The sequence below is a fragment of the Fructobacillus evanidus genome (assembly GCF_963580165.1).
Taxonomy (GTDB): domain Bacteria; phylum Bacillota; class Bacilli; order Lactobacillales; family Lactobacillaceae; genus Fructobacillus; species Fructobacillus evanidus.
Genome location: NZ_CAUZLM010000004.1, coordinates 117150 through 128619 on the forward strand (window position 1 = coordinate 117150; position 11470 = coordinate 128619).

An 11470-nucleotide genomic window follows, 5' to 3' on the forward strand; every position below is an offset into this window, starting at 1 on the left:
GATTTTTACGGTGCAGTCTACTACACCGCAATTCTGATTTTTATTGTTTAATTATAGTTGCCAAATTTGGACGCCAATCGCCAGACCGCCGCCAAAGCCGACAAAGGCAATCTTCATGCCAGGCTTAATCTGACCACTGCGACGCAATTCATCGAGCAAGATGGCCGTCGAACCGGCAGACGTGTTGCCATATTCTTCCATGTTGGTTGGGAACTTGTCCATTGGTTGGCCAAAGTTCTTCGCCATGGATTCCACAATGCGCTTGTTTGCCTGATGTGCCAAATAAAAGTCCACATCGTCGGCTTCAAGTCCTGCTTTTTCCAAAGCCTTCTTCATAACCTTCGGCACTTCACGCGTAGCAAAGCTATAGACGCTTCGACCGTCTTGGTGGAAGTATGGATCGAGTGGTGAAATTTCACCAGCAAAGGCATTCTTGTTGGCAAAACGGCCAGTCAAGATTGCTTGACCTCGGTCCCCAAATGACTGCAATTCTTCTGCAATCAAGCCAACGGGTTCGTCCGTCTTCTCAAGCAAAACACCACCGGCACCATCGCCGAATAAGACAGAAACCGTCCGGTCTTTCCAGTCAACGAGCTTTGACAGCACTTCTGCCCCAATAAACATCCCCTTCTGGTAACGACCAGATGAAAGGAAGGATGAGGCAACGGACATTCCGTAAACAAAGCCGGAACAAGCCGCATTTAAATCAAAGGCAAAAGCATTTGGTGCTTCAATATTTCCTTGAACAATCGCAGCTGTATGGGGTGAAAGGGCATCGGGTGACATGGTCCCCACGATAATAAAGTCCAAATCAGCGACATCCCACCCCGATTGTTCCAATAACTTTTTGGCAACACTAGTTGCCAAGTCTGATGTATTTTCAGTTGTCACAACATGGCGTTGGTGGATACCGGTTCGTGGGTAAATCCACTCATCACTGGTATCCATCAATTCCGTTAAGTCATCATTTGTCACCACTCGTTCTGGCACTTGCATCGCCGTGGTGACAATCTTAATGTTTTCCATAATTTTTCACAATCCCGTTCGCCTAACTATCAATTAAGGCCTTCAAATAAGCTTGTAAGTTATGTACCGCCCGTTCCATCGCCAATGCCTCTTCACTGGACATATCGTCCAACAAAGCCTTAGTCACCTTAAAATGAAACGCTTGGTGCGCCCGGTATAAGATTCGCCCCTGATGGGTCAAACCTAATTTCACCACCCGCTTATCTTCCTTTGACCGGCGGCGCTCGACATATCCCTTATCAACCAAGCGATCGATGGCCGTGGTCATCGCACTTGGACTCAGGTGAACAGCCTTAGCCACCTGCGAGGCAGTCTTTTCCTCGTACATGGAGATAGCGTAAATCGTGTGCACTTCTTTGACCGTCAAGGCCGAAAAAGGGCTCTGTTTGAGTTCGTACTCTTCTACCCAAACAACATTGGCAAACATCTCCATCAAATCATGATTGATTTGCTTGACGTTGACCTGCTGGTTAGCCAGCTCAGTTTTGCTCATCAGGCGCCACCACGAACATTAGTTCCGCGCTGGTTGCGACCTTATCATTGACCTTAGCCGTGACCGTAACGGTCCCCATGTTCTCTCGAACCTTGCCAAATGTAGCATGTAACTTCAAAACATCACCAGGAACAACCATCTTCTTAAACTTGGCATTATTGATTCCTGTCATGTAGGCTGTCTTCCCCTTAAACTGAGGTGATGACAAAATCAAAATCGACGCTGCTTGCGCCAATGACTCGATAATCAACACACCAGGCATTACTGGGTTACCAGGAAAATGTCCTTGGAAGAATTGCTCATTAATCGTCACATTTTTCACAGCAACGATTGATTCGTCAGGAACCATTTCTTCAACGTAGTCCATATAGATGATTGGGTAACGGTTTGGAATGAGGTCCATAATTTCAGTCGTAGTCAGTACTGGCATTAGGGTTTCCTTTCTAAATGGCCGAGAATGGCCCTAGTTAACTTTGATTCACAATAAAAATAGTCTAACAGTTAATACTTCGATAGTCAAACTATCAGCGTTTCTCAACTCATTTTAACACTTTCTACCTATATTAATTATTAAAAAATCAGCCCGCTTCTGGCCCTGCAATTAATAGCTTAGATTCAGATTGAAAAGCTTAGAAAAATCAACCTAATAGCCTCAAACGTCTAAAACAATCAAACGATTTTGCCACTCCGTCATAAAATCATGACTAAACCATTCCTTGACCCGACGAGTCCGGTAGCCAACCGAAGCGTTATAAAAGGTCGTTTGCTGAATGGGCAACGCCTGAACATGGAGATGCAAGTGACCAGAAATCGCAGCCTGAACCTGATTGGCTACCGCTAAATCACCAACGGCCTGACTACCTAAAAAGGACCTCAGCACATCAAGCCGCTCCATGCGAAATGGCATTTGATCAATAAAGGCCTGTTCCTGGGCAAAATGGTTAATTAAGATTGGGGTTTTCCCCATCTTCTTTGCCTCTTTAATGTCTTGTTCCATCTGATTTAAGTTAATAGCCAATCTTTCAGGATCAGTCATCGGTTGCTCAATCCGTCGATCGTACCAAAATTCACGCTTAAACCGAGTGATTTTTTCAACACTATGCTGGTTTTGGTCAAAGCTATAATCATACCAGCCATTATTGCCAATTAAGCGAGCCGAACCAATATCCAGCGTTTTATGATGAAAATAAAGGTCATCCACCGGACTTTCGAGTTCCTGGTAACTGACTCCCGCCCCCATTTCATGATTGCCCGCCAAAAATCGGACCGCCGTCGCCGACCCTAACCGTCGCTGCAGATTGCGAGCAAAGTCTAATGTTTTGTCAAAGCGATTAAACAGATCACCGGCGATGACATAAACCGCAATCTGATTTTTTTGCAGGTAGGCGGCTTGTTGCTCCAGCGCCCACTCTGTTTCAACCTTATTTAAATCCAAATGATTATCTGACGAAATGGCAACTTGCATCTTTGTCCTCTTGTTCTTCTTGTTCGTATAACCCAGTCTACCACGAGAGGACGAGCAAGGTCGGTTGCTGGTAGCTGATTTTATAATTAATCAATCAAAAAATGCACAAAAAAGAACGCCGAAGCGTTCTTCCTTTATATAAATGATTATACGTTTGCAAAGTGCAACAAAGTACGGATCATGTTTGAAGTGAAACCGTATTCGTTGTCGTACCATGAAACAGTCTTAACCAATTGCTTGTCACCGGCTTCGACGATTTGCGTTTGAGTAGCATCGAAAGTAGCACCGTGTGTGTCACCAATGATGTCTGATGAAACGATTTCGTCTTCGTTGTAGCCAAATGAGTCAGATGAAGCTGCCTTCATAGCTGCGTTGATTTCGTCTGCTGAAACCTTCTTTGACAAAACTGAAGTCAATTCAGTAACAGAACCATCAACAACGGCAACACGTTGTGCGTGACCGTCAACCTTACCCTTCAATTCTGGAACAACAAGGCCGATAGCCTTAGCAGCACCAGTTGAGTGAGGGATAGTGTTTACAGAAGCAGTACGGTTTGAACGGAACTTCTTTGACTTAGGTCCATCCAAAATCATTTGAGTTGAAGTAAAGGCGTGGATAGTAGTCATCGTTGCCACTTCAACACCGAATTGGTCTTGCAATACACGAGCCATTGGAGCCAATGACTGTGTAGTACATGAACCAGCTGAAACAATCTTGTCGTCAGCCTTCAAGATGTCTTGGTTTACACCATAAACAACAGTTGGTACATCACCAGCTGGAGCTGAGATCAAAACCTTCTTAGCACCTGCGTCCAAGTGGGCTTGTGACTTTTCGGCTGAAGTATAGAAACCAGTAGCTTCCAATACATATTCAACGCCATCGTTCTTAACCCAAGGAATGTTCTTTGCATCGCGTTCTGCATAAACAGTGTAGTGCTTACCGTTAACCACGATACCAGTTTCATCAGCAGAAACTTCAGCATCCAAAGTTCCATGAGTTGAGTCATACTTCAACAAGTATGCCAACATTGATGGGCTAGTCAAATCGTTGATGGCTGCAACTTCAACATCAGCTGCTGAGTCGCCAAGTTCCAAGATACGACGGAATGCCAAACGACCAATCCGACCGAATCCATTAATACCAATCTTCACAGTCATGTGTGTAGACCTCCAATTAATTTTTTGACTTATGTCAACAAGGACATTATAACACAAAGGCTAGAAACCAGTGCAAGTCTTCACTAGAAATTGTTTGGAAAATTAACCATACCATTTACTGATTTTGTCGGATAACTGAAAAGAAACTGTCTTTTTTATTCATTAGAATTCTTGCTATAATATTCCTATTATTTAAATTCACGGAGAGACGATTATGAATAAATATTTTACTACCAAGACCATCACGACTTTGGCCGTGATTACTGCTTTAAACCTCGCCCTTTCTTATGTGGTGCGCATTCCAACGCCAGGTGGCTACGTCAACTTAGTCGAAGCCGGCATTTTCTTAGTGGCGCTCCTGGGTAGCGCACGTTCTGGGATGATTGTCGGTGGTTTGTCAGGCTTGCTCTTGGATCTTTTAGCTGGCTACGCAGCCTGGGCTCCCTTCTCTTTGGTCATTCACGGCTTGGAAGGTTACTTGGCCGGGTTAATTGGTGCTAAAAAATCAGTGATGAGCCAAACAATTGCCGTTATCGTGGCTTCCTTTGTCATGGTTGTCGGCTACTTCTTTGCCACAGCCTTCCTTTCACACAGCTGGGCCACCGGCTTTGCTTCAATCGTCGGTAACATCGCTCAATGTGCCTTTGGTCTAATCATTGCTCTAGTCGTTCGTCCTGCTTTGTCGAAGCGTGTGACCTTAAACTAATAGCAAAACAAAAAAATAACAAAATAAAAAGCCTTGACCAACTGATGCGAAACCCAAGTTTAGGATAACGAAACTGTGGGGCCATCTGCTAACGTTGGTCGGGGCTTTTTTCTTTACCCTTTATCTTTACAGGTTCTTTTGATTTATTGAAGTCATGAGCTAAACATGTAAAGAAAACGACAATTTGGTATAGTTTAAATTTCATTTCCAAAAGAAACTGTGAGATAATCGTATTAAGCTTTCAACTTAGGAGGAATCTAGAAAATGACAGCATACGATTACGACGTTTTGTACCTTGGGGCCGGCCACGGTGCCTTTGATGGTGCACCGCTTTTGGCTCAAGCCGGTAAAAAAGTCGCCTTTGTCGAAAAAGAAAAGGTCGGCGGAACCTGCCCAAACTGGGGTTGCAACGCCAAAGTTATCCTGGAAAACGCAGTTTCCTTACAACGTGAACTACGTGCTTCAAATGGCATTGTTTCAGGGAGCGGCGACATTGACTGGACCAAGAACATGGCCCGCAAAAAGGAAATCATCGCCATTTTCCCAAACGCCATCCAAGGTGGTATGGAAGAATTAGGCATCAAGTTTTACTTTGGTGCTGGCCACTTAAAAGACGCTCACACCGTGACAATCGGTGATCAAACCGTTACGGCCGAAAACATCGTAATTGCCACTGGTATGCACTCTAACCGCCTGGACATCCCCGGTGCTGAGTACCTCCATGATTCCAAGGACTTCTTGTCACTAGACCAAGCACCTGACAAGATGGTCATTATTGGGGCGGGCTATATCGGCCTCGAAACGGCTTCAATGATGAACGCCGCTGGTGCTGACGTAACCGTTATTCTTCGTTCAGACCGCGCCTTGCCTGAATTTAACCAACGCTATAGTGACGCTTTAGTGCAAACCCTTGAAAAGCAAGGCATTACATTCGTCAAGAATAGTCAAACTGAAAGTGTCGAACAAGTTACTTCCGGTTTTGCCGTCAAGACATCAACCGGTACCTATGAAGCCGATTACGTCATGGATGCTACCGGTCGCACACCAAATACGGCCGACCTTGGTCTGGAAGATTTGGGAATCGAATTCGACAAGGCCGGGATTGCGGTTAACGAATACCTCCAAACAGCCGTGCCGAATATTTATGCAACCGGTGACGTAGTGAAGAAGGATCAACCGAAGTTGACCCCAACGGCAACATTTGAGTCCCAATATGTTGCCAAGCGCCTCTTAGGCCAAGATGACAAAGCCATCAACTACCCAGCCATCGGGACAACGGTCTTCACCACGCCTCGTTTGGCCCAGGCGGGCGTGACGCTCGATGAAGCCGCCGCCCACCCTGATAAATATGATGTCGTTGAAAAGGACGTCATGGATGATTGGTACCGCATGGTCGACTATGAAAAGGAAGGCCACCTGTCATTAATTTATGACAAGGAAAAGCACTTGGTTGGTGCAATCGAAATTTCAGAACATGCCGAGGACATCATCAACGCTCTCTTGCCTGCCATTGAATTCGCCTACACACCAGCACAACTGAGCCGCTTGGTCACGATTTTCCCAACAATCGGTTATTCTGCCATCGGCGACCTCCTTTAAAATCAGAACTGATTTTTTAAGTCCAAAGGAAACATTCCTTCGGGCTTTTTTTAAAATAAATTTGTCGAAAGTCGACAGATAGTTTATACTTTCATTAGTCATTAATTGGTTCAGAGAAGCCAGATGATTAACTTACGCTTAATTTTTAACACAATAAGACTATTCTCTGGACTTTTTTAGAGAATAGTCTTTTTTCTTGCCCATGAAGGAGAGTAACCATGGAAAAACCACTGATGATTGCCTTGGACTTTGACGACTTAGCCGCCGTCACAGCTTTTTTGGATCGTTTTCCTGACCCCAGCCAATTAACCGTCAAGGTCGGGATGGAGCTCTTCTACCAAGCTGGGCCAGCCATTATCACTGATTTGAAAAAGCGCGGTTGCGACATTTTCTTGGACCTCAAGCTCTTTGATATCCCCAACACCGTCCGCCAGGCAATGGCTCAAATTGGCCAACTCGGTGTTGACTACGTAACCGTTCATTCACTGGGTGGGTCTGCCATGCTAAAGGCCGCTAAGGAAGGCCTGGAAATCGGTGCAACAAAGGCCGGTGTCCACGTACCCGCCCTCCTGGCAGTGACAGAACTGACTTCTATTTCTGACGAAGTCCTCAAAAACGAACAGCACGCAGCCCTGCCAATGCAAGACCAAGTCCTGGCCTTAGCCCAAATGGCAGACCAGGCCGGGTGCGATGGCGTTATCTGCTCCGCCTTGGAGTTGATCACACTCAACGCCCATTTGCGTCCTGATTTCCTCTTCGTCGTCCCTGGTATTCGCATGCAAGAAGATCAAACGGGTGACCAAGTTCGTGTTGCCAGTCCCGACCAAGCAGCCGCAGATGGCGCCAAGGCCATCGTTGTCGGTCGGCCAATTACCAAGGCGAACGACCCGGTTGCTGCCTGGCGCCGCTACCAAAGTGCTTGGCAAGGCTGATTTTTACCAATCAAAACATTAAAAGAAAAAATGAAAGGTTTTACCCATGACAGTTTCAACTGAAGCAATCCTCCAAGACTTAATCGATCACAAAATCGTCCAATTAAAGGTCGACGACACCTTTACCTTCGCCTCTGGCATCCAATCACCAATTTATACCGACTTGCGCCAAACGATTTCTTATCCCAAAACACGGCGTGCCATCACAAAGGCCTTGGCCGCGTTGATTAAGGAACAGTACCCACAAGTGTCAGTGATTGCCGGCGTTGCTACCGCCGGGATTCCCCAAGCAGCCTTAGTTGCCGCCGAATTAGACTTACCAATGGTTTACGTTCGTTCCAAGCCAAAGGACCATGGTACCGGTCGCCAAGTCGAAGGGGTTATCCAAGCAGATGACCAAGTGGTCTTGATTGATGACCTGATTTCAACCGGCGGCTCCGTCCTTGGTGCTGCGAAGGCTGTTAAAAACGAAGGCTTCAACGTGGCTGGTGTGGTTTCCATCTTCTCGTATGGTTTCCCCGATGCTGACAAGAACTTCCAAGAGGCCGGTTTTGCCTTTGCCCCACTTTTGACTTATACCGGCCTCATTAAGCTATTGGCCGACCAACAGGTGATTAGTAATGAAGACCATGCCCGCCTAGCCAAGTGGCACCAAGACCCATGGGCTTGGCCACTGAAGTAAGGCCTTATTGTTCGGTGGCTAACGATTCCACCATTCTTAATCTGTTTTTTCATCTCAAGTGTTTCCTCAAACAAACAAAAAAAGGTGGTTGCTCACGCAACCACCTTTTTTACTGATTTTTATTCAATTCCGGAACCAGGTTCAATGACTTCTGGCAAGACCGAAACGGTCACAATGCCATTCTTCTCAGCAGAAAGAATCATTCCTTCTGATAGTTCGCCAGCCATCTTCCGTGGTGCCATATTGGCCACAATCGCCACTGTCTTGCCTAACAAGACTTCAGGCTCTGGATACCATTGACGAATTCCCGACAAAATCTGACGCGGCTTGTCAGAACCGTCATCCAAAGTGAACTTAATCAACTTCTTTGACTTTTCCACAAATTCAGCAGCTGTAATCTTTGCCGCCAAAATTTCGACCTTATCAAAATCGTCGTATTCAATCAAATCCTTATGTTGGATTTCTTCGCTCACTTCTTGCTCCTTTGCACCTTGCTTAGCGGCTTCCTTGACTGCCCGACCCTTGCCCTTGGTGTCCTTTGAAACCAATGAGGCAATGTAGGCAACTTCTTCTTCCACATCCAAACGAGGGAAGATTGGTTCACCCTTGGCAACCACCTTCGTACCTGCTGGTACTTGATCGATAGCAAGATTAACCAATGAGACGCCCTTTTCAGGATATTCCAATCCCAATTGGGCAAACATTTGCTGTGGTGCTTCCGTCATGACCGGTTGCAACATCGCTGCAACCGCACGGAGTGCTCCCGCCAAGTGAGCCAAAACAGATTGTAACGCTGCCTTGGCGTTTTCGTCCTCACCTGACTTCTTGGCCAAAACCCAAGGTTCTGTTTCATCGATATACTTGTTGGCACGACGGACAACACCCCAAACAGCTTCAAGGGCGTCGGCTGTATGAACAGAACCCAAGTGTTGGTTGTATTCTGTAATCTGCTTTTCAACAACCAGGTCCAAGTCCTCATCAAAATCAGTCTTGCCGGTCGTAAAGGCTGGAATCACGCCATCTTCATATTTGTTAATCATGGCCACTGTTCGATTCAAGAGGTTGCCCAAGTCGTTAGCCAAATCAAAGTTCACGCGTGACACAAAGTCCTCAGGTGAGAAGACACCATCGTTGCCAAATGGCATCGAGCGCAACAAGTAGTAACGAACAGCATCCAAGCCATAACGGGCTGTTAAGTCTTCAGGATAAATCACGTTTCCCTTTGACTTAGACATCTTACCATCCTTCATCACAAGCCAACCGTGGCCAATGATTTCCTTTGGCAATTCCAAACCAAGCGCATGCAACATAATTGGCCAGTAAATAATGTGGAAACGAACAATTTCCTTTCCAACCAATTGTACGTTGGCCGGCCAAAACTTCTTCAAAAGTGAATCGTCAGCTGAATCGTAACCCAAGGCGGTAATATAGTTGGCCAAGGCGTCAATCCAAACATAAATCACGTGGCATTCATCACCAGGGACGGGAACACCCCAGTTAGAAGAAGTTCGCGTTACGGCCAAGTCTTCCAAGCCCGGCAAAATGAAGTTTTGCAACATTTCATTCATTCGTGCATGTGGTTGGACAAAATCAGGATGTGACTTGTAGTAGTCAACCAACCAGTCGGCATACTTAGACATCTTGAAGAAGTATGACTCTTCTTGAATCTTTTCAACTTCATGACCTGAAGGTGCCTTACCACCAATCATCTTGCCATTTTCGTCACGGTAAACTTCAGCCAATTGTGATTCCGTGAAATACTCTTCATCGGAAACAGAATACCAACCTTCGTATTGGCCCTTGTAGATGTCACCCTGGTCCAACAATTGCTGGAAAATCTTCTGGACAGCCTTTTCGTGCCCTTCATCAGTCGTTCGAATAAACTTGTCATATGAAATGCCCATCAATGACCACAGGTCCTTGATATCCTTAATCATCTTGTCTAAGTATTCGATTTCGCTTGTACCGGCTTCGTTCGCCTTCTTTTGAATCTTTTCCCCGTGTTCATCGGTTCCAGTCAAAAAGAAGACGTCTTCATCTAAAAGACGATGGTAACGAGCAGCGGCATCCGCCAAAACTGTTGTATAAGTATTTCCCAATTGCAGCTTTCCTGATGGATAGTAAATTGGGGTTGTGATATAAAATGTTTTCTTGTCTGACATATGAGTCCTTTCTGGCCAAATGATGGCCGATACCATGGTTTCATTATAGCAAAAGCCAGCAAGCCCGACCAGGTCGTCCTACCAGCGTCCCGGTAGACTTTCCAGTAAACCATTTTATAAAAATCAGCAATAAAAGCCGAACAATCGCTTTTAACCGACTATTTTGAAAGTAAACCAATTTTGTCTTTTTTGGCAAAATCAGTTCCATTCTGTTGACAAAGTTTTCTTGTCCCGTTACACTGATAAAAAGAAATCGGAGAAGATTAATGTTAGCTAAAAACTTAACTAACAACCCAAACATGACTGCGGTAAAGTGTTACTTACCGCTTTTTTAGGGTGGGTCTATCTGATTTACAGACGTAAAAACCGCCCTTGGTGTACACTAGGGGCGGTTTTATTTTGCACTGTTTTACCTAATTGAGGAGAAGAAGTAAGATGAATAAGAAAGTTTTGATTTTACTGGCCGGGATTATCGTGGTCATCGGCGCTATCTTTGGTTTTGCCCAGCTAAATCAACCAAAAAAAGACGAAACCATTAAGCAAGGAACTTTAACTGTTGGTCTCGAAGGAACCTATGCACCATTTTCTTACCACGATGATTCTGGTAAATTGGTCGGCTACGAAGTCGACATGGCCAAGGCCATCGGTAAGAAATTAAACATGAAGGTCACTTTTGTTCAAACAAAGTGGGATTCTTTGATTGCCGGTCTTGGTTCAGACCGTTACGATGCCGTGATTAACAACATCGGTATCCGTCCCGACCGCGAAAAGAATTACCGAATGTCAGAACCTTACCTCTACTCAAAGTCAGTCTTGATCAAGCGTAGCGGTGAAACTGATTTGAACTCATTGGCTGATATCAAGGGCAAGACGATGGCCCAATCATTGACATCCAACTACGGTCAAGTTGCCCAACAAAAGGGTGCTAACATCAAGGCCGTTGCCGGTATCGTTGAAGCCATGAACTTGATTACAACTAACCGTGCTGATGGTTCTTTGAATGACCAAGGTGCCTTTGCTGCTTGGAAGAAGGCTAATCCAGACGCCGATTTGACCACAGTTGATATTTCAAAGGATATCCAATCTGTACCAACCGGTGTTTTGATGAACAAGAAAAACGCCGCTTTGCAAAAGGACATGAATAAGGCCATCTCTGAATTGAAGAAGGATGGCACTTTGACAAAGCTTTCAAAGAAATACTTTGGAATGGACTTGAGCCACGACTAATTAATAGAAGTAAAGAGGAAC

Annotated in this window: 11 protein-coding genes; 5 read left to right on the top strand and 6 right to left on the bottom strand. The window is 45.3% G+C overall.

Annotated elements, in window-relative coordinates; genetic code table 11:
• Positions 1-51: 51 nt before the first annotated feature.
• The 5 genes from AABI08_RS04145 to gap form a co-directional block, all read right to left on the bottom strand.
• The gene (locus tag AABI08_RS04145) at positions 52-1026 is read right to left on the bottom strand and encodes a beta-ketoacyl-ACP synthase III (RefSeq protein ID WP_338343634.1); all 975 of its coding nucleotides are present in this window, start codon (positions 1024-1026) and stop codon (positions 52-54) included.
• A 22-nt stretch (positions 1027-1048) separates the two neighbouring features.
• Positions 1049-1519, bottom strand: coding sequence for a MarR family winged helix-turn-helix transcriptional regulator (locus AABI08_RS04150; RefSeq protein ID WP_338343635.1), 471 nt, complete (start codon positions 1517-1519; stop codon positions 1049-1051).
• Positions 1506-1949, bottom strand: a complete 444-nt coding sequence (fabZ, locus tag AABI08_RS04155; RefSeq protein WP_338343636.1) for a 3-hydroxyacyl-ACP dehydratase FabZ — start codon at positions 1947-1949, stop codon at positions 1506-1508. The genes AABI08_RS04150 and fabZ overlap by 14 nt, the downstream gene beginning before the upstream one ends.
• 222 nt (positions 1950-2171) lie before the next feature.
• Positions 2172-2984: a metallophosphoesterase gene (locus tag AABI08_RS04160; RefSeq protein WP_338343637.1), complete on the bottom strand. Its 813-nt coding sequence runs from the start codon at positions 2982-2984 to the stop codon at positions 2172-2174.
• Between the two features lie 146 nt (positions 2985-3130).
• A complete protein-coding gene (gene gap, locus AABI08_RS04165; protein WP_047974598.1) occupies positions 3131-4141 on the bottom strand; it encodes a type I glyceraldehyde-3-phosphate dehydrogenase in 1011 nt (336 codons plus the stop codon).
• A gap of 214 nt (positions 4142-4355) precedes the next feature.
• Between gap and AABI08_RS04170 the strand changes: the two genes are divergently transcribed.
• The 4 genes from AABI08_RS04170 (at position 4356) to pyrE (ending at position 8060) form a co-directional block, all read left to right on the top strand.
• Entirely contained in the window at positions 4356-4847 is a 492-nt protein-coding gene (locus tag AABI08_RS04170; RefSeq protein ID WP_338343638.1) for an ECF transporter S component, read from the top strand.
• Between the two features lie 264 nt (positions 4848-5111).
• Entirely contained in the window at positions 5112-6446 is a 1335-nt protein-coding gene (locus AABI08_RS04175; RefSeq protein ID WP_338344342.1) for a dihydrolipoyl dehydrogenase family protein, read from the top strand.
• A 218-nt stretch (positions 6447-6664) separates the two neighbouring features.
• On the top strand, positions 6665-7378 hold the full coding sequence (gene pyrF / locus AABI08_RS04180; protein WP_338343640.1) for an orotidine-5'-phosphate decarboxylase: 714 nt from the start codon (positions 6665-6667) through the stop codon (positions 7376-7378).
• 46 nt (positions 7379-7424) lie between these two features.
• Positions 7425-8060, top strand: coding sequence for an orotate phosphoribosyltransferase (pyrE, locus tag AABI08_RS04185; protein WP_338343641.1), 636 nt, complete (start codon positions 7425-7427; stop codon positions 8058-8060).
• A 119-nt stretch (positions 8061-8179) separates the two neighbouring features.
• On the opposite strand, the gene metG is transcribed toward pyrE, so the two are convergent.
• Positions 8180-10222: a methionine--tRNA ligase gene (gene metG, locus AABI08_RS04190; protein ID WP_338343642.1), complete on the bottom strand. Its 2043-nt coding sequence runs from the start codon at positions 10220-10222 to the stop codon at positions 8180-8182.
• A 435-nt stretch (positions 10223-10657) separates the two neighbouring features.
• Here metG and AABI08_RS04195 point away from each other — a divergent pair, with 435 nt between their 5' ends.
• Positions 10658-11449 carry a transporter substrate-binding domain-containing protein gene (locus AABI08_RS04195; protein ID WP_338343643.1) on the top strand — a complete coding sequence of 264 codons (792 nt, stop codon included), beginning with the start codon at positions 10658-10660 and terminating at the stop codon, positions 11447-11449.
• Positions 11450-11470 lie beyond the last annotated feature (21 nt).

Excerpts from the sequence above, each read along its gene's own strand:
- AABI08_RS04145 (WP_338343634.1), bottom strand. The coding sequence starts at position 1,026 with ATGGAAAACATTAAGATTGTCACCACGGCGATGCAAGTGCCAGAACGA.
- AABI08_RS04150 (WP_338343635.1), bottom strand. The coding sequence starts at position 1,519 with ATGAGCAAAACTGAGCTGGCTAACCAGCAGGTCAACGTCAAGCAAATC.
- fabZ (WP_338343636.1), bottom strand. The coding sequence starts at position 1,949 with ATGCCAGTACTGACTACGACTGAAATTATGGACCTCATTCCAAACCGT.
- AABI08_RS04160 (WP_338343637.1), bottom strand. The coding sequence starts at position 2,984 with ATGCAAGTTGCCATTTCGTCAGATAATCATTTGGATTTAAATAAGGTT.
- gap (WP_047974598.1), bottom strand. The coding sequence starts at position 4,141 with ATGACTGTGAAGATTGGTATTAATGGATTCGGTCGGATTGGTCGTTTG.
- AABI08_RS04170 (WP_338343638.1), top strand. The coding sequence starts at position 4,356 with ATGAATAAATATTTTACTACCAAGACCATCACGACTTTGGCCGTGATT.
- AABI08_RS04175 (WP_338344342.1), top strand. The coding sequence starts at position 5,112 with ATGACAGCATACGATTACGACGTTTTGTACCTTGGGGCCGGCCACGGT.
- pyrF (WP_338343640.1), top strand. The coding sequence starts at position 6,665 with ATGGAAAAACCACTGATGATTGCCTTGGACTTTGACGACTTAGCCGCC.
- pyrE (WP_338343641.1), top strand. The coding sequence starts at position 7,425 with ATGACAGTTTCAACTGAAGCAATCCTCCAAGACTTAATCGATCACAAA.
- metG (WP_338343642.1), bottom strand. The coding sequence starts at position 10,222 with ATGTCAGACAAGAAAACATTTTATATCACAACCCCAATTTACTATCCA.
- AABI08_RS04195 (WP_338343643.1), top strand. The coding sequence starts at position 10,658 with ATGAATAAGAAAGTTTTGATTTTACTGGCCGGGATTATCGTGGTCATC.